We start from the raw sequence: 18,052 nt of genomic DNA on the forward strand, positions 1-18,052 counted from the left end.
CGTGCCGATCCTGGTTCCCTCCGTCCATGTCCCGCCCGAGGAGCAGCAGGGTCCGCCCTGGCCCACGCTCATCAACCAGATGCCGCAGGTCGCCTTCACCGACCCACGGGGCGTCGTCACGGTCTTCTCGGACTGGGAGAACGGGTGGCTGCTCCAGCCCGGCGCCAAGGGCTTGGACATGCCGGAGTACACGTTCGCGACGGACGAGTCGCCGGGCATCGACGGCTACGAGCTGCGGGACGTCCGCGCCCAAGGCAAGGAGATCATCCTGCCGATCGCGTTCTGGGCTGAGGACTCCCGGCAGGCGTACAAGGAACGCCGCCGCAAGCTGATCAACTCGCTGAACCCCAAGCGGGGCGTCGGCACGTTGACGCTGACCGAGCCGGACGGAGCCACCCGCTCCATCGGCGCCTACTACACCGGCGGCCTCGAAGGCGACGAGTCCCTCGACGCGGCCGGCGAGCGCTGGTGCATCAACGCACTGACGTTCGGCGTGCCCTCCCCGTACTGGATCGGCGGCGAAGTCACTCACTCGTGGAAGGCCGGCTCGGACGCGGAGTTCTTCCCGGTCCTGCCGCTCATCGTGGGCGACAGCCAGGTGCTCGGCGAGGTCACCGTCACCAATCCGGGCGACGACGTCGCTTACCCCGTGTGGACGATCCAGGGCCCCGCCACGAAGGTCACGCTCACCAACCAGACGACCGGCCGCATCATCGTCCTGACTCGCACCATCACGGGCGCGGACGCGATCGTCATCGACACCCGCGAACGGCGTCAGACCGCGCTCCTCAACGGGGTCACGAACCTGTGGCCGGACCTGTCCACGGCCTCCGAGCTGTGGCCGCTCGACGAGGGCGAGAACCGGCTCAACTTGGTCGTCGACGGATCGACGTCGGCGACGAGCGTCTCCATGACCTACCAGCCCCGCTACCTGGCGTCGTAGGGGGCTGGCCATGGAATCCACTGCGCTCCGGGTGTACGTCCGCAACAGCACGCTGCAGCGGATCGGGCAGGTCGCCGACTACACGCAGCTCACCGTCGTACCCCGCCACAACGCCATCGGCTCGATGAGCCTAGAGATCTCCGCCGACTCGCCATCCGCACCGCTGCTCGCCGAGGGCAACGGGCTGATCGTGCAGACCCCGACGGGCGAGACGGTCCTCTCCGGCCCGATCCGCACCGTCGACTGGTCCCGCTCCGAATCCGACTCCGGCGCGGGCAGGCTCACCGTGGGCGCCATCTCCGACGACGAGGTGCTCGCCCGCTACACCTGCTGGCCCTCCCCAACCGCAGCCATCGGATCGCAGACCGCGTCCGTTTACAAAATCAACGTCGCGGCGGCGGAAACCGGCATGCGGAACTTGGTCAACCTGAACGCCGGCCCCGGGGCGCTCGCGAGCCGCCGCAACCCACTGCTCACCCTCGCCACCAACGGCGCCCGCGGCGGGCCGCTGGTGCGGGAGGTCAACCAGTTCGACAACCTGTTGACCGTCTTGCAGGACATTGCGGCGGCGGCAGGGCTCGGCTTCCGCGTCATCCAAGTCGGCAGCAGCCTGCAGTTCCAGGTGTTCCAACCCGCCAACCTCAGCGGCACCGCCCGCTTCTCCTTCGGCCTCGGCAACTTGACCGACGCCTCCTACAGCACGACCCCGCCCACCTGCACCCGTGCCATCGTCGTCGCAGGCGGCGGCACCAGCCCCCGCGTCTGCAAGACCTACGACCGTGCTGACCCGTTGTGGCCCGGCTTGGTTCTTGAGCAGTTCGTCGACCAGACGTCCGTCGACTCCGCCAGCGTGGACCTCGCGGCGCAGATGGACCAGGCAGCTGAGGAGGCGTTGACGAACGGCGCCGGGCAAGGGTCCCTGGCCATCTCCCCGATCGACCTGCCGCTGCTGCGCTACGGACGCGACTACAACGTCGGCGACACCGTCTCCGCCCAACTCCGCGGCGGCGCCTGGTACACGGACATCGTCCGCGAGGTCACCCTCACCAGCACGGTCGGCGGCTCCACCGTGAAAGCGACCGTCGGCGGTGACGGCGGCGAGGGCGCGGTCGCCCGCATCTACCAGTACATCGCCCGCCTCAAGCGTGACGTCGGGCGCCTCAAAACCAGGAAGGCGGCCTGACCATGGCTGAGTTCTCCGCGCCGTTCGACGGCTCCCCGATCAACACCCAGATCCAATGGTCACGCATGGCGAGGCGATGGGGCCTCGACGGCGTCCACGCCCTCGACGCCAGCAGTACTGCCCTCAAGGTCACCGGCTCCGGCACCACCACCGTCACCGTCGCCGCCGGGCATGCCTTCGTCAACGGCTTCTACTACCACAACGACGCGGCGAAGAACCTGACCGTGCCCGCCAACGCCGGCGGCGCCGCCCGCATCGACCTCGTCATCCTCCGCGCCGACCAGGCCGCGAAAACAGTTACCGCCGTGTACAAGGCGGGCGGCACCAGCGCACCCACCCTCACCCAGAGCGAGACCGGTGTATGGGAGATCCCCCTCGCCCAATGCACGGTGGCAGCCGGTGCATCGGTGGTGACCGCCGCCAACGTGCTGGACCGGCGGTGGCTTACCGACCGTGGTGTCCTGCCGTCCATCGCCGGAGCCCGACCGCCCGCCGCCAAGGGGCAACTCCTCCTCGAGGACGGCAAGCTGTACGTCGGTGATGGCGCCGCGTGGCGGTGGATGGCCACCCAGGGCGTCGACGACTCCACCTACACGCCCGTATGGACGGCCGGAAACTCCACCGTCAACTGGGGGTCCGGCAGTGTGAACGTCGGCCGCTACCAGGCGCGCGGTAAACGCGTCGACGTGACCATCCAGCTCGAGCCGACCGGCAACCCCCCGGCGTACCCGGATCCGCTCGAGGTGTCCCTGCCGCCCGGCCTGCCCGCCACGCTGGCCCACCGGAGCCTGTTCACGTGGAACTTCTCGTCGATGAACGGGGAGGGCACCGCGATCGGTATCGGCATGGTCTTCCCGACCACGTCGCGGGCCCGAATCGCCCGCCTGCGCTACTCCATGACGAACGGCACCACCAGCTCCTCCATGCCGAACAGCTTCAGCATGCTCACGAACCAGCCGCACAACATTCGCAACGGCGACGTCCTGACCATCGACGGCTCCTACTGGACCGACTGACCCCGAAAGGCCCCTCATGCGCTACCTCTTCGGCGGCAGCCCGGCGGACTACGCCATGGAGCGCGTCGGCAACCAACTTCTCGTCCGGCCCGGAGCCGTCGGCACCGTCTGGGATGCCCTGACCGGCGGCACGCAGATCACGGACCTCACGAACCTGACCGGGGCACCGATCATCGAGGTCACCGCAGACGCTGATGGCGCCGTCACCTTCATGGGCCCCGACGGCGTCACCAGTCTCTTCGTGGACTTCGGCTACGCGCGACGGTTCGCACTGACCGCCGTCACCGTCGGCAGCGTCCTCACCGAGTTCATGGCGCAGGGCGGCGAACCGGGCGGCTGGGCACAACTCGACGGGTCCGGCAACATCGACTCCTCCCAGATCCCCGCCCAGCTCGACTGGATCGTCGTCAGAAGCTACGGCGCCGTCGGCGACGGCACCACCGACGACACCATCGCCATCCAGACCGCCATCAACGCCTGCCCGGTCGGCGGCATCGTCTACTTCCCCCGCGGCGTATACCGAACGAGCGCCACCCTCGACTGGAAGAACGGCGTTACCCTGCTCGGCTCCCACGCCAACCTCATGACCGGGCCCGGCATGACGGGCGCCGAATACCCCTGCTACATCCAGCCCACCATGCCCTTCACCGGCACTTCGGTGCTCCAGATCATCGGCGAGGACGACGGCGAACACCCGGCTATCTCCGGCGAGCAGCGCATGGTGAACCTCATGCTGGACGGCTCCCAACTCACCGGCAACAGCATCGACGGGATCTTCGCCAAGGGCAACGTCCAGAACGTCATCATGGAAAACGTGTGCATCCGCCAGATGCCCAACAACGGCATGGTCACCGGCGACGTCGCCGGAGTCTGGCCCTACTCGTGGCGGCTGCGTCACATCATGGTCGACAACTGCCACGCCAACGGGATCCTCTTCACCGGCAACACCGACCTCACCCTCGACGACGTGCAGGTCATCGGCTCGTGGGGGCAAGGCATCGTCCTCACCAACATCACCAACGGCCAGTTGCTCGGCTGCCGCACCGAATGGAACGGCTCCCACGGCTACCGCATCACCGGCCCCTGGGGCGACTGGCAGGGCTCCGGCGGCATGCAAATGACCGGCTGCTCCACAGACCGCAACGGCGGCCACGGCGTCTTCATCGACGCCACCGGCAACACCCCCATCAGCATCAGCAATTTGATGACGCGCCGCGACGGCCGCAACGGCGGCACCGGCGGCGGCGGATACGCGGGCCTCGCCGTCATCGGCGCGACCGTCCCCGTCACCATCGACGGCGTCACCTGCTACCCCGGTGTCGACGACGGCGGCACCTCCACCAACAGCCCCCAGTACGGGGTGCGCCTGTCCGGCTCCTCATCGGTGATGCTCGACACCGCCTACCTGCACGCCCAAACCGCCGGCCTCCTCGAAGACGGCACCAACACGGTCGTCTCCCTCGGCCCCAGCATCATGACCGTGGTCGGTCCGACGACCGCCGCCGTCCGCGTCCGGCGCCCCGCGACCGCTCCTGTCGTCACCCTGACGGACGCGGCAACGATCGCCACCGACGCCAGCCGCGGCGCCCACTTCAAGGTGAGCATGGCGGGCAACCGAACCCTCGGCGTGCCCACGAATCCGGTCGACGGGCAGCGCGCGGTGTGGGAAGTGACCGCCACCGGAGGCGCCCGCGCCCTTGCCCTGGCCGGTGGCGCGGGTGGGTTCGTGTTCGGCTCCGACATCACCGGCCTCACCGCCACCGCATCCACAAAGACCGACTTCATCGGCGCCGTGTACAGCGCGACCGCGAACGCCTGGCGCGTGATCGCCTACGTCAAGGGGTACTGATGCCCGCACTCGCCACCCTCGTCGACGACTTCAACGACAACGCGATCGACCCAGCCAAGTGGCCGAACAACTACGGCGGACCCACAGAGGTCGGCGGCCGCGCCCGCGTGCCCTGCACCGCGGGCTACGCCGCATACGCCACCGCAGCCACCTACTGGCTGAACGGGTCGTCGCTGTACTGCCGCCTCTACCCGCCCGCAGCCGGAGGTGCCACCACCGAGGCGTGGGCGCAGATCCTCATCACCTCGACGACCGCAGGAACCGACGTGATCTTCGAGGTCAACACGGTCACCGGGCGGCTGGTCATGGCGGCGCGGGCCGCCTACGCCGACGCTGCCCAGGTCTCCATCCCCTACGATCCTGTCGCGCATGCGTGGCTGCGGGTCCGGGAGACTGGTGGGCCACTCCTGTGGGACACCAGCCCGGACGGGATCACGTGGACCAACCGGCGCACCCTGGCCACCAGCCCGGCGTGGGTGGCCAACACCAACCTGCAGTTGCAGCTGATTTCCCACCGCGACAGCGGGATCAATGACTATGTCGAGTTCGACAACGTCAACGTCGCGCCTGCCCCGCCGGCTGATCCGGGTGCTGCGAGGAAGGCGGCGTTCCTTGCGTTCCTCTGAGGCAGGCGACATCACGGGCATGCTGCCCGCATGCGACGGGCTGCGCGTGCAGGTGACGGCACCCGCTGGCACGGACACGGCTGGGGTGCCGGGCGGGGGAGTGGTGGTCGGCTGGGCCCTCGTCGCCGACACGAGCGCCGTGGGCGGGGCGCGGGTGGAGCCCGTGTTCCTCGCCGACGGACGCGCGTGGACGCCCGACCAGTACCGGGCTACCTACGGGCAGCAACTCCGGGTGCAGGTCGGGCGGCTATGACGTCTTGGTGCGCTTCTCGCAGCCGGTGCATCCGGTCACGTCGGTGAGCGGGAGTGGCTCGCCGCCCGAGAAGGTGTAGAAGCGCACCGTGAACCCCTCGTCGGTCTGGCACTTGTCGCACCAGCGGGATTCGACCCGTCCCGGTGTCGCACCCTGGATCGATATTGGCGGACGGCGAGGAGTCTCCATCCCTTCAGTATGGCGGCCTATCGGCAGCAGTTCGGCGTGCGTGACGCGGGAGCGTTGATCCACACGGCGGGTTGCAGCGTCAGCCGCCCATCGGGGCCCCGGTCCCACCAGTACGTCTTGCCGAAGAGGTAGACGATGCGCTGACTGTTGCGGGTCACAGGCGCTCCTCAAAGCCAGGTGACGGCTGCGGCATTGATCGCCAAGTGGATCGCGTTATCCGCGATGATCATCAGCCAGACAGTCATCCACGCGGGCCGGTCCTGGTGGTAGCCGGTGCCCGAGCACTCGGACCACGGGTGCCGGTACGCCTTGGGGGCGAGGAGGTTCTTCGCCCACACGACATGCCGGGCAAGCCGGTAGTGGTCGATGACCGCGTGCGTGACGACGATGACCGTCAGCGCGGCAGGGGACTGGGTGATGAGCAGGAACGGCAGACCGTAGGTGAGGGCGTGCGCCCAAGCGGGCCACCAGCGCTTCGTCTTCTCGTTCGCCATCCAGTCCGACTGCAACAGATAATCCCCGGCGAGATGGGCGAGTAGCAGGGCCAGTCCAGTCACGGCCGTTGCTCCAGTTCCGGCGCGTTGCCGAGGGAGTGCCGGAGCCGGTGCACCCGGTCCCGCGTCCAGCAGAAGAACCGGCCCTGCCGGACGGCGTCCACCACGGCGGGGTCCGTCGACTCGTAGGCGCGGCCGAGGAGCCGCAGCCACTCGATGTCGACCCACCTGACGTCCCGGTGGTAGCAGTGCGGCCCGGCAGGCCGTGTGTCGCGGGGCGGGCATCCGTACTCGCTCGGCCCACCCGAGACGCGCTCGATCAGCAGGTCACAGCCCGGGTGCCCTTCGATGCCCGCCTTGATGGCGCCCGCCGCTTCCTCCGGCGTGCGGTACTCGCGGGCTGACGTCGCCGGATCGTGCGACAAGCAGAGAACGTAGTAGGTGCTGCTCACGGCCTACTCCTCGGGGCTGCGTTCGGTGTCGCTACTGAGCGCCCAGTTGTTGAAGCCAGCCCGATGCGTGGGCGGGCTGTAGCTTGCGGCGACACCGAAGAGACGGATGGCTGCAGCTTCAGCGCGGTTGAGGGGGTCGTCATCGGTGCCGTGGATCTCGACACTGACCTCACGGATGCCGTCGGACAGCTTGACGGTCACGTCAGCCACGGATGACCTCCACGTCGGTCTCGCCTGCCGGGTCGAGTCCGTAGGCTTCGGCGAGGGCGAGGATCGTCGGGCAGTTGCCGCGCCCTTCGGTGACGCCGTCCCAGTCGTGGCACGTCTCGCAACCGAACCCGGCCGTGTGCGGGCCGTAGCCCGGGTTGAGCACCGAGGTCGTGTACGGGTGCGCGGCGAGGATCTTCCGGTCGGCGGCGCATCGGCGCAGGGCGGCGTCCGGGTCGTTGAGCTCTATGAACCGGCCCGCCTCGTCCTCGTACACGATCGCGGTCGTACCGGCATTGCACTTGTCGCGGATCTCGTGGACGAAGGAGTCGTACTCCCAAGTCCCGCACGCACGCTGCCCGCCGCGCGCCACCTCTTCCCGCCGCCGGATCTCGCCTTCGATCCACGCGTGCAGGCCGGGCGTCGCATCCCACTCCGCCACCGTCACCGGAACCTTCGGGCCGCGCGCGATGTCCGCCAGCCGCATCTTCGGCGCGGACCGGCTCATCCGGTGCCCCCGAGCGCGGTCTTCAGCATCGCCTGCACGTAGGAGGTGGCAACCGCCTCCGCATTCGCCTCGGACCAGCCGCGCCCGATCATGTCGGCCTTCACGCCCTCTGCGGACTCCAGGATCGGCCCGATCATCTCCTTCGCCTGCATGCAGGCTGCCGCAACCTGCTGAAGCATCGCCGCAAGGGCGTCGTCACCGAACATCGGTGGCCTCCCGCCCGTCGACTGTGACGCTTTCGGCGATGAGTGTGAGCGTGACGTAGCCGCCGCGTATACCGTCCCCGAACCGGTCCACGACCACCGGCCGTTCGCTACTCACTGCGAACTCGCGCCCGTCGATGCAAAGGCGGGAACCGACGCCGCCCGCGAACACGATCGGCTGACCAGGCTCGCCCTCCAGAGTCTCCGACACGGCACCCGCTATCTCCACTGAGGGCATCACCTTGCTGCCGCGCTCAGAGGTGAGCCCATCAGCGAACCCCGGCTTCACGTCCAGCCCGATGCGGGTTGTGCCGATGATCGGGGGTTCGCTGCGGGCGAGCCGCTTCTCGTGGTTCTCCAGGAAGCAGCGAACCGCGCGAGCACTTTCTTCGAGCACCCGTTGCGCGACGCGCAGACGTTCCTCGGCTGAAGCCTGGTTCCATCGGGCGATCCACTGGCCCGGCGTCGGCTCGACGGCCGGATCCCCGCCGGGCTCCTCGCCCGCACGCAGCCGGGAGAGTTCCGCCTCAGCGGCTTCGGCCCGCGCGTACTGCTCATCGCGGTCGCACGGCTCCAAGGCGCGCCCCGTGACCTGCTCCACGGTCGTGTCGATCAGGTTGACGATGTAGTCGGCGGCGAGGTCGTTACCCGTGGCGCGCGCCATGCCGTAACGCAGTACATGCAGGGCCTGGCGGAGCTGGTCTCGCTCCTGCTCGACCTCATGCTTCCGCTCGTCGGCGGTGAGCGAGCGGGATTGCTGGCTGTCGGCCATCGGATCTCCTCGGCAAGGGTTGTTGGCAAGGGTGGTGGCGGGCCTGCCCCTTGCCAGAAGAGACCCGCCACCGGAGGCCGGGACGGTGAAGTCAGCCTCACACCCGCACCATATCCGATTACCTGAGAATCGTAGGCGTGATGGGGGTGTTGACCTATGATTCAAAGGTCAAGTGCTGTGTCTAGGTGTACGCCCCACAGCCCACCCAACCGGAGGCGCCATGGCCACCCCACTCACCCACGACCAGTGGCTGAAGATCCTCCGCGCCGAAGGCGTCCGCGTCGAGGAATACCCCGGCTGGCGCACCCGCGGACGTGACGCCGCGACCGGTCTAGCCTTCGGCCCCGTCCGCATGTTCCTCAACCACCACACCGCCGGCCGCAACAGCCGAGACCTGGTGGCCAAGAACGGCATCCCCGGACTGCCAGCGCCACTCGCGCATATCTACCTCGCCAAGAGCGGCGTAGCCACGATGTGCAGCGCCGGCCGCGCCAACCATGCCGGGCCGATGGCAGTCAACGCGTACCAGTCCTTCCGCGATGAGAAGACCGTGCACCCGGCGCCGTCCCGGGCCTCGGGCACGATCGACGGCAACGACGTCGCCTACGGCATCGAGACGGAAAACCTCGGCGACAACAAGGACGTCTACCCGCGCGCCCAGTACGACGCCTGGGTGCGCATCAACGCCGCCGTCTGCCGCCACCACGGCTGGACGGCCGAGTCGGTCGGCTGCCACAAGGAAACGAGCGTCGAGGGCAAGGTCGACCCGCGCGGCCCGGTCGAAGGCTACGGCTCCCGGGGCCGGTTCGAGTTCACCCCCCAGCAGTTCCGCAAGGACGTCGACGAGCGGCTCGAGCACGAGCCCGGCTGGAACCCCGGAGAGGAAGAGGACCCCATGGCAGGCATGACCAAGCGCGACATCTTCGACGCGGTGTGGAAGACGGACGCACTCGCCGCCCCCAAGGACGCGGCCGACATCAAGACCAACCCCACCTGGCAGCCACAGTCCATCCTGCGCGACGTCCAGGCCCGCGTCCGCTCCCTCACCGTCACCGTGGCCGCCCAGTCCGCCGCCATCAACGCGCTCGCCGCGAAGGTCGGCGCCAACGTCGACACCAAGACCGTCGTCACCGCCGTCGAGAAGGCCATCGCCGACGCCGTCATCAAGGTCGACATCGACGTCACCGGGCCGGACGCCTCGTGACCGCCATTGACTACGACCTCGAGTTCCTCGAGGACGGAAGGCACATTGAGCTGATCTCGATCGGCATGGTGTGCGACGACGGCCGCCAGTACTACGCCGTCAACCGGGACATGCCCGTGCGGAAGATCCGCAAGCACAAGTGGCTGATGGAGAACGTCGTCCCGCACCTGCCGAAGGGGCAGGGTGACCAGCGAATCCACATGCCGAAGCGCTGGCTCTTCCACTACGCCGACCACCGGGTGAAGCCGCGCAAGCAGATCGCCGACGAGGTCATGGACTTCATCCGCGCCGCCGGATCCGACGTCGAACTGTGGGCGAACTATGGCGCCTACGACCATGTCTGCCTCGCCCAGCTCTGGGGACGAATGATCGACCTCCCCGAAGGCGTCCCCATGTTCACCCACGACATCCAGCAGGAAGCCCGCCGCCTCGGCATCGGATGGGACGAGCTCCCGCAGCAGGACTCCGCAGAGCACAACGCGCTCGCCGACGCACGCCACAACCAGACCGTCCGGCGCTGGCTCGCCGAACAGGAAGCGAGAACCCCATGAGAATCTTCGGCCGTGAACCGGCTCTCCTCATAGCCTCGGTGTCCGCCGGCCTGTCCCTGCTGGTCACCTTCCAGTTCGGCCTGGACGCGGAACAGGCGGGCGCGATCGTCGCCGTCATCTCCGCAGTGTTCGCCGCCGCGACCGCCGTGCTCACCCGGCCCATCGCGCCGTCCGCGTTCACTGGCCTCGTCGCTGCGGCCTCGTCGCTGCTGGCCGCCTACGGCCTGGAGCTGTCGGCGGAGAAGGTCGGCGCCCTGAATGCGGTCGTCCTCGCTGGGCTCGCTCTGCTGACCCGCGCGCAGGTCTCCCCGGCCAACCCGCAGGCCCCGACGGGCCCGACCAGCGTCTGACCCGTGCCGTTACACGCAATAGAGGGGGACGCGGTGGGCAGCGAACTGTTTGGGATCAACATCATCGACGGTGGCGCCGTCGGCCTACTCGTCCTCGTCTTCCTCTACGTCGTCACCGGCCGGCTCGTCCCCCGCAAAACCCACGAGGACGCACTCGCCGACCGCGACAACTGGCGGGCCGCCTTCCTGGAGAGCGAGGCCGCCCGCAAGGTCGAGCACGAACAGACCGGCGAACTCCTAGAAATGGCCCGCCTCGGCGGGCACCTCCTCACCGCCCTCCCCCCGCCCCCACACCCCGGGGAGGAGGTGAACCCCGGTGATCGCATGGACACGGTGTCTCCGCAGAGGCCGTGAGAAGCCCGACCCGCGAGCGTCCGAGGCCGCCCTGGAACGGTCTCGGACCGCTCGCCGTGCCGCAGAGGCACGCCAGCCCATCGTCGACGCAGCAGTCGCCCCCCTCCGACGGGCCCGCCAAGAGAACCACCTGAGCGAACGCATAGAGGCCGCGTTCGCAGCACGTCGAGGAGCGCAACCATGAGAGACCTCAGAGCCGACCAGTGGATCAACGTGAGCGCGTCGATGCTCGCGGTCCTCGCCTGCGCCGTCTTCGTCATCACCTATCACTACAAGGCGTTCTGGTGGCGTAGCGAAGTCGGCCGCAATTTGATGGGCTTCGCCGCCGCCGTCGGCATGCTCTGCCTCTACACCGTCCTCGTCACCATGTGGCCCGACGGGCACTTCGCCATCGTCGCCCGCGCCATCCGCACCGCCATCCTCCTCGCGGTCGCCGCCCTGATGGTGCAGCGCACCCGCATGCTCCTCAAAGCGCAGCGCGAGCACTACGAGACGGGAGCCTGACATGCCGTTCCCCGACGACGTCCCCACGAAGCTGGTACATCTGACCGTCGCCAGCCCCGCCAGCGGAAAGCCTGCTACGGGCACCGTCCGCCTGACGCCGAACGTGCCCGCGATCGTCATCGACGGCACGCCCGTCACCTGGACTGGCGGCGGCACCTACCAGCTCACCGACGGACGACTCGCCGACGGGGAAACCATCGGGGTACGGCTCCTCGACAACAGCGCCCCCGGCATGAACCCGGACGGCTGGCTGTGGCAGGCCATCATCACGGCCGGCGGGCAGCCGTGGGTCTTCTGCTTCACCCTCGAAGGCACGGACGACGAAGTCGACCTCGACCGCCTGCAGCAGCTCGACCCCGACACCCCCGACTACATCCCCACACCCGGACCGCGAGGACCGCAAGGGCCCGCAGGTGCTGACGGCGAGCCAGGACCCCAAGGTGCACCCGGCCCCGCAGGCGACGATGGTGCACCGGGATCAAAGGGCGAACCCGGCGAGCGGGGGTCGGCCGGCACCGACGGGCAGCCGGGACCCGCAGGAGCAGACGGCACACAAGGACCCCCCGGGCCGAAGGGTGATCCGGGAGAGCCCGGTCCCGCCGGACAGGACGGTACGCCCGGCGAGCAAGGCCCCAAGGGTGACCCCGGAGAGCAGGGCTCGCCCGGACCGAAGGGCGACAAGGGAGACCCGGGCGCCCAGGGCAAGCCCGGACCCGAAGGACCACAACCGCCGCTCGGCGCAGCAGGCGCCGGACCCGGCATCGCACTCCGCTCCACCGACCCGACGACCACAGACGCCCGCACCCCCACCGCACATGCCGCCAGCCACGCCACCGGCGGCACGGACCCGATCACCTTGAACGCGATCGGCGCCTACCCCGCAGCGTCCGGCGCGACCCTCGAAACCGGGAAGTTCGACAAGACTGGCGGCACCCTTACGGGCGGGCTCACCGTCAACACCGTGGTTGCAACCGATGCCCTGCTCGCGCTGCACGTCGGAGCCGAGACGTTCGACCGGGTGCGGGTCCTGAACGACCGGATCGAGATCGGGTCGGGAACCGGCGCCCGCGACACCAACCTGCGCCGGTCCGCAGCCAACGAGTGGACCACCGACGACGCACTGATCGTCTCCCTGATGCTGCGACACCTAGGCAACACGCTCGGCTTCTACGGCGCGACGGCAGCCACCAAGCCGACCGTCACCGGATCGACAGGCGGCAACGCGGCCCTCGCCTCACTGATCAGTGCACTGGCCACGCTCGGCCTGATCACCAACAACACCACCGCCTGACAGGAACCACCATGCCGGAAGCTCTTGAACGCCCGCCGCGGCGCGACGACATCGCCGCCGACGTCGGCAGCCTCGTCCGCCTCGGACGCGAAGAGCCGCCCCCGATACCCGCGCCGGCCATCCAGCCGTTCCAGGAACCGGTCTACCCCGGACTGCCCCACGGGTGGACACCCGACGACGCGTGAACGACAGCGCCCCGCCCTCCTGCTTCGGCAGGGGAGCGGGGCGCTTCGCTGCGTCCAGGTGCGCGACGCCGACCGACCCTTTATCAAGCTGTTACCGGGCCATCGAGGGGCCGCTAGACCCCCGCACGCACACGCGTCCCTATAGGGGTAACTAGGCGCCGTTTGCGGGGTATTGCGAGGAATGCGGGGAGCCGGGCACTATCACGACCACACCACCCCGCCTCGCGCCAAGGAGCAACCGTGACCGCCACCTACCAAAACCTGCCCGTCTACAGCACCGGCAGCGCCCCCGCCCACCTCATGACCCGCGCCCAACTCCGCGACGCAGGACGCCGACTGCGCCCCAAGCAGAAGAACCGCCCGCAAGCATGGCTGTACTGCATGCCCCGCCACCACCACGCCCCGCTCTACACGCTCGACCAGACCACCGCGCAGCCCGAGTCGACTCCCGCCCAGCTCGCCGCGCTCGCCGCCGGACGGAAAGCATGGTGGAAGCAGCACGCCTGCCCCCACTGCAATGAGATCCACAAAGGGTGGTGTGAGCAGGAGTGGATGGCGATGCTGCACAAGGACCGCGAGGCCGCCGCCGGCTGGGCGCGCCGGATCCTCGACGACCCGACCGTGGTCGTCCTGGACACGGAGACCACCGGACTCCACGACGGGGCACGCATCGTCGAGATCGCCGTCCTCGGCGTCGACGGGAGCGTCCTCCTCGACAGCCTCGTCAACCCAGGCGACCCCATCCCGGCCGACGCGACCCGCATCCACGGCATCACCAACGACACGGTCAAGGACGCCCCCAGCTTCAGCAGCCTCCTCGTGCCGCTCACCGAAGCCCTCCACGGCCGCAAGGTCGTCATCTACAACCGGGACTTCGACAAACGCCGCCTCGCCATCGAACTCCACCACCATTACAGCGCCCGCCACGTGAACCTGGAGAAACCCCGGCACGGCCGGCGACGCATCCACCCCGCCGCCCGCGCCTGGCTCGCCGCCCACACCTGGGAAGACTGCGCCATGGAGGCCTACGCCGAATGGTACGGAGACTGGAAGTGGGACTACGACGCACGCAGCGACGATCCGCTGCACCGGCAGGGCTCGTACAGGTGGCAGCGCCTGCCCGGCGCCGGACACCGGGCCGCGGACGACTGCCGGTCCGTCATCGACACGCTCACGAAGATGGCGGCGGACAGTGCGTGACACCTGAACGACGACGCCCCGCTCCTCGCCGCATCAGCGGCAGGGGAGCGGGGCGCTTCGTCGTGCTCAGAACTCGAGCTGCTGCTTCACCTCGGCCACGTTCGGCCCGGAGTCCGTCGACGGCATCTCCCAGCGGTGCGCCTTCTCCTCACCGTCGATGTAGATGAGCGTGCCGCCCTTCGCCTGCGCTGGCGTCAGGTCGAACACCTGCGACCGCCACTGCCAGGCACCCGGCTGCACCGGGTCGGCGTTGTTGTACTTGTCCATCACCACGTTGAACGCGTTCCCGCCGCCCGAGCCGATCATCTCCCCGTCCGCCGCCATCCACTTCCACCCCCCACCACTGATCGGGGCAGGCTCGTCAGCGGCCACAGCGGTCATCGCCTTGTCCTTCATCGTGATGACGGCGAACACTCCGTTCACCGACGTCTCCCCGCCGCCCTCCTTCGTAAAGACGACTGTGTCTGGGGTGATCTCCAGAACGCCCGTGCCGCCGTCACCGGTCGTCCGGGCCGGCTCGCCGAGCTTCATGCTCTCCTCCACCTGGCCGGGCGCCGGCTCCTCGCTCGGCACAGTCTCGACTGCCGACGGCTTCGACGCCGCATCCTTGCTGTCGTCGCCCCCTCCACCGCATGCGGTGAGTGCGGCCAGAAGCAGGGCGGCCGTTGCCGCGGTAGCGCGTGCGCGCATGATTCCCCCCAGGTTGTTGGACCCGGACACGCTAGACCACGGATAAACGAACGATGAACGGCCGTCACGGAGCCGTGACACGACGGCAGCCGCCGGGTGACGACGGTGCCAACCCTGGCACCGCCTCGTTCTCCAGTCGTGACCGAACCCTTCTGCCGGGCCTGCGCCGAGAACCTCCTTGGGCCGACCGCTATCGACGACATCCGCCGCATCGTGGACGACGCCCCACCCCTCAGCGCCGAACAGGCGACCCGGCTGCGCGCACTGTTCCAGCCGGCCCGCGGGAGAGCGGGGGCTCCCGGACGAACGTGCGAGCACGAGACGCGTAGCGCATAACGTCCTATGGCTTATGCGCTACCGAGGGCCTTCGAGTTGAATCTAACCCCGGATAACCTTCCTTATCAGCGGTAAGATTGGGGGGTGACCGAGACCTCAGAGGAGCCGATCGAAGCCGAGCTCGTGGACGTGGACCGCCTCCCAGCGACAGCCGGGCATCCCCCGGCGAGCACCGTCCACACCGAACGGGATCACGAACTCTCCGATGACACCCGCCAAGCCATCGAAGACTCCATCCCCGACAACACCCGCCGCGCCTACGGTCGCCAGTGGGAGACCTTCGCCAACTGGTGCACGGAAGAAGGCAGGGTGCCACTGCCCGCGACCGCCAAGACACTCGCACAGTACGTCCGCCACCTCACGACCACACCGTCCGCACGCACTGGCCGCACGCCTGCGCCCTCCAGCATCGAGCAGGCCATCGCCGTCATCCGAGTCGCCCACCGCGCGGCCGGATACCGCGACCAACCAGAGACCGCTCCGGCCCTGCGCGTCCTCAAGGGCTACAAGAAGGCGCGCTCCGAAAGCGGCACACGGAAACGCAAGGCGCCCGCCATCAACCTCGACAAGCTCCGACTGCTCATCGCCGACTGCGACCCCGCCACGCTCGCCGGACTACGCGACCGCGTCATCTTCATCCTCGGCTTCACCATGATGGCCCGCCGCTCCGAACTCGCCGGCCTCTACCTGGAGGACGTCCGCGAGGACGAGGAAGGCGACCTGACCATCCTCATCCGCTCATCCAAGACCGACCAGGAAGGCGACGGAGCCGAAGTCGTCGTGCCCCGCGGCGTCCACAACGAGACCGACCCCGTCCGTGTCGTCCGCGTGTACAAGGAAGCCCTCGTCGAACGCGGCATCACCACCGGCCGGCTCCTGCGCGCCATCAACCAGTGGGACCAGATCACCCACGACACGATGTCCGGCGACGCCATCAACGAGATGGTGCAACGGCGCGCAGCACGCGCCCTCCCCAACGACAAGCTCACGTACACAGCCCACGGCTTCCGGGCCGGCGGCGCAGGCGAGGCGTACAAGAACAAGGCGCCGCTCTCCGCCATCAGGAACCAGGGCCGTTGGGCCGAAGGCTCCCCGCAAGTCCTGGAGTACATCCGCGTCGTCGACGCCCGCAAGGAGAACCCAATGAGGGGGATCGGCCTGTGACGAGAGACCTGACAGAGATCCCGCGCTGCGGACGCCCGAAGACGAACGGCCAGCCATGCATGCGGCGTGGCGGCCCCTGCTCCGAACACCGGACCGCCGAGGATGCGCGGGCGTCGCTGGAGTGGGCGCAGCAGGAAGTGAAGCGCCGGGACACTGCCGAGCGTGAATGGCTGGGCGCCACGACGCAGGGGCGCCCCACCTTCGCCGAGGCCGAACTCCTCGACCGGCAGGGCATCCCGTCCTGCCATGTCTGGCAAGTCCCCGACGGGGAAGTGCCGCACCACCTGTCTGCCATCGAGGCCCTGCGCAGGTGGCAGGCCGGCGCGTGCGCCATGTGCAGCGCCTCCCCTGACCGCCTCCTCGTCGACCACTGCCACAAGACCGGGCTCGTCCGTGGACTGCTATGCACCAGCTGCAACACGGCGGAAGGATTGGGCGACGCCCCGGCGTTCGCCGCCTACAGGGAGCGTCCGCCTGCCGTGATGCTGGGCATCGAGGAACAGTACGGCTCACCGTGGGGCGGCTCCGCCGTCGTCGCCGAGGTTCCCCATGCGGCCCAACGCAACGCCGCCCACGTCGACGCAGCCGAAGCCCTGTTCGCCAACATCACCGACCGATTCCGCCCCAGCGCCTGAAGGGACCGCTCATGACCCTGGACATCCGCCCGACTGCAGACCCGGACCACTTCGACCTCTACGAGGACGACCAGAAGATCGGGGAGATCGTCAACCACCCGGACGAAGAAGAGGACGGCACCATCATCGAAGACGCGCCCTACTGGCATGCCCAGGTCTGGAGCCAGATGGGGACGGGCAAGACCTTCGAAGGTGAGAGCGAGTCCTTCGACGAGGTCAAGCAGTACGCACACGAGGTGTACGAAGAGATGGCGGCCGAGCGGCGAGAGCTGAGGAAGGGCTCACGCCCGCGGACCATCAGCACCCCGATGGGCGGGCAGCGCCGAAGGTAGCCCCCGCCGCCGCTCCCCGTGCCACACTGACAGAAGGCTCGCCGCGCACCCCCGTCGCGGCGGGCCCTTCTGCGTCGGGGTGGGATGCTGGGTTCATGAGCGAGCAGGCAGCCGCAACGTGGCCGCGCAAGGCGTGGGACCAGTACATGGAGCAGGTCCGCGACAGCATCCCGGAACCGGACATCACCCCTTGGGCCTGCGAGCGGCCCTTTGTTCGCACGGCCCGCTACACGTGCCCGTTCTGCCTGCGGGATGCCGACGAGCTGCGGGTGGTGGCATCTGAGGACGGCGACACGTTCACCGCGACATGGAAGGACTGCGGGCACTCCGCCTCCGTCGCGGCTGCCTGAGCTCACGCCCGCGGTTCGGGCAGCTCCCCGGGCCGGACGGCCACGATCTCCACCCCGGTGCAGCCGGCGGCCTCGAGCTCGGTCTTCCGTCGGTCGGCGGACGGCTGGTCGTAGGCGACGGCGGACGCCTGGGGTACGCCGTCGGGGTCGGTCCAGGTGAGCGAGTAGTTCTGCATGGTGGTCGTCATGCGGGCATTCTCGCTGGTGGCAC

At 68.9% G+C, this 18,052-nt stretch carries 28 protein-coding genes; 18 read left to right on the forward strand and 10 right to left on the reverse strand.

What is annotated here, in order from left to right; translation table 11 throughout:
• Position 1: 1 nt before the first annotated feature.
• Genes JL475_RS00555 through JL475_RS00580 form a run of 6 tightly spaced genes read left to right on the forward strand, consistent with a single transcriptional unit; the run spans position 2 to position 5,870 of the window.
• Complete coding sequence (locus JL475_RS00555) at positions 2 to 943, forward strand: phage tail domain-containing protein (protein ID WP_307824912.1); 942 nt, start codon at positions 2 to 4, stop codon at positions 941 to 943.
• 10 nt (positions 944 to 953) lie between these two features.
• Positions 954 to 2,126, forward strand: a complete 1,173-nt coding sequence (locus JL475_RS00560) for a siphovirus ReqiPepy6 Gp37-like family protein (RefSeq protein WP_202273946.1) — start codon at positions 954 to 956, stop codon at positions 2,124 to 2,126.
• 2 nt (positions 2,127 to 2,128) lie between these two features.
• Complete coding sequence (locus tag JL475_RS00565; protein ID WP_202273947.1) at positions 2,129 to 3,142, forward strand: hypothetical protein; 1,014 nt, start codon at positions 2,129 to 2,131, stop codon at positions 3,140 to 3,142.
• 16 nt (positions 3,143 to 3,158) lie between these two features.
• A complete protein-coding gene (locus JL475_RS00570) occupies positions 3,159 to 4,991 on the forward strand; it encodes a right-handed parallel beta-helix repeat-containing protein (RefSeq protein ID WP_202273948.1) in 1,833 nt (610 codons plus the stop codon).
• Entirely contained in the window at positions 4,991 to 5,617 is a 627-nt protein-coding gene (locus JL475_RS00575; protein ID WP_202273949.1) for a hypothetical protein, read from the forward strand. The genes JL475_RS00570 and JL475_RS00575 overlap by 1 nt, the downstream gene beginning before the upstream one ends.
• A complete protein-coding gene (locus JL475_RS00580) occupies positions 5,604 to 5,870 on the forward strand; it encodes a hypothetical protein (protein WP_237405843.1) in 267 nt (88 codons plus the stop codon). Before JL475_RS00575 ends, JL475_RS00580 begins: the two co-directional genes overlap by 14 nt.
• On the opposite strand, the gene JL475_RS00585 is transcribed toward JL475_RS00580, so the two are convergent.
• From JL475_RS00585 to JL475_RS00620, 8 genes are read right to left on the reverse strand one after another with little or no spacing between them, the layout of a single operon-like run.
• Entirely contained in the window at positions 5,865 to 6,059 is a 195-nt protein-coding gene (locus JL475_RS00585) for a hypothetical protein (RefSeq protein WP_202273950.1), read from the reverse strand. The two genes, JL475_RS00580 and JL475_RS00585, sit on opposite strands and share 6 nt — an antisense overlap.
• Before the next feature lie 17 nt (positions 6,060 to 6,076).
• Positions 6,077 to 6,217, reverse strand: coding sequence for a hypothetical protein (locus tag JL475_RS00590; RefSeq protein ID WP_202273951.1), 141 nt, complete (start codon positions 6,215 to 6,217; stop codon positions 6,077 to 6,079).
• A 9-nt stretch (positions 6,218 to 6,226) separates the two neighbouring features.
• Positions 6,227 to 6,616, reverse strand: a complete 390-nt coding sequence (locus JL475_RS00595; RefSeq protein ID WP_202273952.1) for a DUF3307 domain-containing protein — start codon at positions 6,614 to 6,616, stop codon at positions 6,227 to 6,229.
• On the reverse strand, positions 6,613 to 7,005 hold the full coding sequence (locus JL475_RS00600; RefSeq protein WP_202273953.1) for a hypothetical protein: 393 nt from the start codon (positions 7,003 to 7,005) through the stop codon (positions 6,613 to 6,615). Before JL475_RS00600 ends, JL475_RS00595 begins: the two co-directional genes overlap by 4 nt.
• A gap of 3 nt (positions 7,006 to 7,008) precedes the next feature.
• Complete coding sequence (locus JL475_RS00605; RefSeq protein WP_202273954.1) at positions 7,009 to 7,215, reverse strand: hypothetical protein; 207 nt, start codon at positions 7,213 to 7,215, stop codon at positions 7,009 to 7,011.
• Positions 7,208 to 7,720, reverse strand: coding sequence for a DUF6221 family protein (locus tag JL475_RS00610; RefSeq protein WP_202273955.1), 513 nt, complete (start codon positions 7,718 to 7,720; stop codon positions 7,208 to 7,210). Before JL475_RS00610 ends, JL475_RS00605 begins: the two co-directional genes overlap by 8 nt.
• Positions 7,717 to 7,926, reverse strand: coding sequence for a hypothetical protein (locus JL475_RS00615; RefSeq protein ID WP_202273956.1), 210 nt, complete (start codon positions 7,924 to 7,926; stop codon positions 7,717 to 7,719). Before JL475_RS00615 ends, JL475_RS00610 begins: the two co-directional genes overlap by 4 nt.
• On the reverse strand, positions 7,916 to 8,695 hold the full coding sequence (locus JL475_RS00620) for a hypothetical protein (protein ID WP_202273957.1): 780 nt from the start codon (positions 8,693 to 8,695) through the stop codon (positions 7,916 to 7,918). The genes JL475_RS00615 and JL475_RS00620 overlap by 11 nt, the downstream gene beginning before the upstream one ends.
• 220 nt (positions 8,696 to 8,915) lie before the next feature.
• Here JL475_RS00620 and JL475_RS00625 point away from each other — a divergent pair, with 220 nt between their 5' ends.
• The 8 genes from JL475_RS00625 (at position 8,916) to JL475_RS00660 (ending at position 14,334) form a co-directional block, all read left to right on the forward strand.
• Positions 8,916 to 9,899, forward strand: coding sequence for an N-acetylmuramoyl-L-alanine amidase (locus JL475_RS00625; protein WP_202273958.1), 984 nt, complete (start codon positions 8,916 to 8,918; stop codon positions 9,897 to 9,899).
• Positions 9,896 to 10,450, forward strand: a complete 555-nt coding sequence (locus tag JL475_RS00630) for a 3'-5' exoribonuclease (RefSeq protein WP_202273959.1) — start codon at positions 9,896 to 9,898, stop codon at positions 10,448 to 10,450. The genes JL475_RS00625 and JL475_RS00630 overlap by 4 nt, the downstream gene beginning before the upstream one ends.
• On the forward strand, positions 10,447 to 10,800 hold the full coding sequence (locus JL475_RS00635; RefSeq protein ID WP_202273960.1) for a hypothetical protein: 354 nt from the start codon (positions 10,447 to 10,449) through the stop codon (positions 10,798 to 10,800). Before JL475_RS00630 ends, JL475_RS00635 begins: the two co-directional genes overlap by 4 nt.
• A gap of 3 nt (positions 10,801 to 10,803) precedes the next feature.
• The gene (locus JL475_RS00640) at positions 10,804 to 11,154 is read left to right on the forward strand and encodes a hypothetical protein (protein WP_202273961.1); all 351 of its coding nucleotides are present in this window, start codon (positions 10,804 to 10,806) and stop codon (positions 11,152 to 11,154) included.
• A gap of 180 nt (positions 11,155 to 11,334) precedes the next feature.
• A complete protein-coding gene (locus JL475_RS00645) occupies positions 11,335 to 11,658 on the forward strand; it encodes a hypothetical protein (protein WP_202273962.1) in 324 nt (107 codons plus the stop codon).
• Position 11,659: 1 nt separating this feature from the next.
• The gene (locus JL475_RS00650) at positions 11,660 to 12,949 is read left to right on the forward strand and encodes a collagen-like protein (protein WP_202273963.1); all 1,290 of its coding nucleotides are present in this window, start codon (positions 11,660 to 11,662) and stop codon (positions 12,947 to 12,949) included.
• 11 nt (positions 12,950 to 12,960) lie between these two features.
• A complete protein-coding gene (locus tag JL475_RS00655) occupies positions 12,961 to 13,134 on the forward strand; it encodes a hypothetical protein (protein ID WP_202273964.1) in 174 nt (57 codons plus the stop codon).
• Between the two features lie 240 nt (positions 13,135 to 13,374).
• Positions 13,375 to 14,334, forward strand: a complete 960-nt coding sequence (locus JL475_RS00660; RefSeq protein ID WP_202273965.1) for a 3'-5' exonuclease — start codon at positions 13,375 to 13,377, stop codon at positions 14,332 to 14,334.
• A gap of 66 nt (positions 14,335 to 14,400) precedes the next feature.
• Here the strand turns inward: JL475_RS00660 and JL475_RS00665 are convergent, their stop codons facing one another.
• Positions 14,401 to 15,024, reverse strand: coding sequence for a hypothetical protein (locus tag JL475_RS00665; protein ID WP_202273966.1), 624 nt, complete (start codon positions 15,022 to 15,024; stop codon positions 14,401 to 14,403).
• A gap of 420 nt (positions 15,025 to 15,444) precedes the next feature.
• Between JL475_RS00665 and JL475_RS00670 the strand changes: the two genes are divergently transcribed.
• The 4 genes from JL475_RS00670 (at position 15,445) to JL475_RS00685 (ending at position 17,841) form a co-directional block, all read left to right on the forward strand.
• The gene (locus JL475_RS00670; protein WP_202273967.1) at positions 15,445 to 16,524 is read left to right on the forward strand and encodes a hypothetical protein; all 1,080 of its coding nucleotides are present in this window, start codon (positions 15,445 to 15,447) and stop codon (positions 16,522 to 16,524) included.
• Positions 16,521 to 17,159 carry an endonuclease domain-containing protein gene (locus JL475_RS00675; RefSeq protein ID WP_307824913.1) on the forward strand — a complete coding sequence of 213 codons (639 nt, stop codon included), beginning with the start codon at positions 16,521 to 16,523 and terminating at the stop codon, positions 17,157 to 17,159. Before JL475_RS00670 ends, JL475_RS00675 begins: the two co-directional genes overlap by 4 nt.
• 11 nt (positions 17,160 to 17,170) lie before the next feature.
• Positions 17,171 to 17,491 carry a hypothetical protein gene (locus JL475_RS00680; RefSeq protein ID WP_202273968.1) on the forward strand — a complete coding sequence of 107 codons (321 nt, stop codon included), beginning with the start codon at positions 17,171 to 17,173 and terminating at the stop codon, positions 17,489 to 17,491.
• Between the two features lie 95 nt (positions 17,492 to 17,586).
• Positions 17,587 to 17,841, forward strand: a complete 255-nt coding sequence (locus JL475_RS00685) for a hypothetical protein (protein ID WP_202273969.1) — start codon at positions 17,587 to 17,589, stop codon at positions 17,839 to 17,841.
• A 2-nt stretch (positions 17,842 to 17,843) separates the two neighbouring features.
• Here JL475_RS00685 and JL475_RS00690 read toward each other — a convergent pair whose 3' ends face one another.
• Complete coding sequence (locus JL475_RS00690; protein WP_202274631.1) at positions 17,844 to 18,029, reverse strand: hypothetical protein; 186 nt, start codon at positions 18,027 to 18,029, stop codon at positions 17,844 to 17,846.
• Positions 18,030 to 18,052: the final 23 nt, after the last annotated feature.

It is taken from the genome of Streptomyces sp. M2CJ-2 (assembly GCF_016757295.1).
Lineage (GTDB): Bacteria > Actinomycetota > Actinomycetes > Streptomycetales > Streptomycetaceae > Streptomyces.

Coding starts and splice junctions, on each gene's coding strand:
- JL475_RS00565 (WP_202273947.1), top strand. CDS start 2,129: ATGGCTGAGTTCTCCGCGCCGTTCGACGGCTCCCCGATCAACACCCAG.
- JL475_RS00625 (WP_202273958.1), top strand. CDS start 8,916: ATGGCCACCCCACTCACCCACGACCAGTGGCTGAAGATCCTCCGCGCC.
- JL475_RS00575 (WP_202273949.1), top strand. CDS start 4,991: ATGCCCGCACTCGCCACCCTCGTCGACGACTTCAACGACAACGCGATC.
- JL475_RS00650 (WP_202273963.1), top strand. CDS start 11,660: ATGCCGTTCCCCGACGACGTCCCCACGAAGCTGGTACATCTGACCGTC.
- JL475_RS00645 (WP_202273962.1), top strand. CDS start 11,335: ATGAGAGACCTCAGAGCCGACCAGTGGATCAACGTGAGCGCGTCGATG.
- JL475_RS00610 (WP_202273955.1), bottom strand. CDS start 7,720: ATGAGCCGGTCCGCGCCGAAGATGCGGCTGGCGGACATCGCGCGCGGC.
- JL475_RS00570 (WP_202273948.1), top strand. CDS start 3,159: ATGCGCTACCTCTTCGGCGGCAGCCCGGCGGACTACGCCATGGAGCGC.
- JL475_RS00665 (WP_202273966.1), bottom strand. CDS start 15,024: ATGCGCGCACGCGCTACCGCGGCAACGGCCGCCCTGCTTCTGGCCGCA.
- JL475_RS00585 (WP_202273950.1), bottom strand. CDS start 6,059: ATGGAGACTCCTCGCCGTCCGCCAATATCGATCCAGGGTGCGACACCG.
- JL475_RS00560 (WP_202273946.1), top strand. CDS start 954: ATGGAATCCACTGCGCTCCGGGTGTACGTCCGCAACAGCACGCTGCAG.
- JL475_RS00615 (WP_202273956.1), bottom strand. CDS start 7,926: ATGTTCGGTGACGACGCCCTTGCGGCGATGCTTCAGCAGGTTGCGGCA.
- JL475_RS00655 (WP_202273964.1), top strand. CDS start 12,961: ATGCCGGAAGCTCTTGAACGCCCGCCGCGGCGCGACGACATCGCCGCC.
- JL475_RS00685 (WP_202273969.1), top strand. CDS start 17,587: ATGAGCGAGCAGGCAGCCGCAACGTGGCCGCGCAAGGCGTGGGACCAG.
- JL475_RS00690 (WP_202274631.1), bottom strand. CDS start 18,029: ATGACGACCACCATGCAGAACTACTCGCTCACCTGGACCGACCCCGAC.
- JL475_RS00680 (WP_202273968.1), top strand. CDS start 17,171: ATGACCCTGGACATCCGCCCGACTGCAGACCCGGACCACTTCGACCTC.
- JL475_RS00620 (WP_202273957.1), bottom strand. CDS start 8,695: ATGGCCGACAGCCAGCAATCCCGCTCGCTCACCGCCGACGAGCGGAAG.
- JL475_RS00635 (WP_202273960.1), top strand. CDS start 10,447: ATGAGAATCTTCGGCCGTGAACCGGCTCTCCTCATAGCCTCGGTGTCC.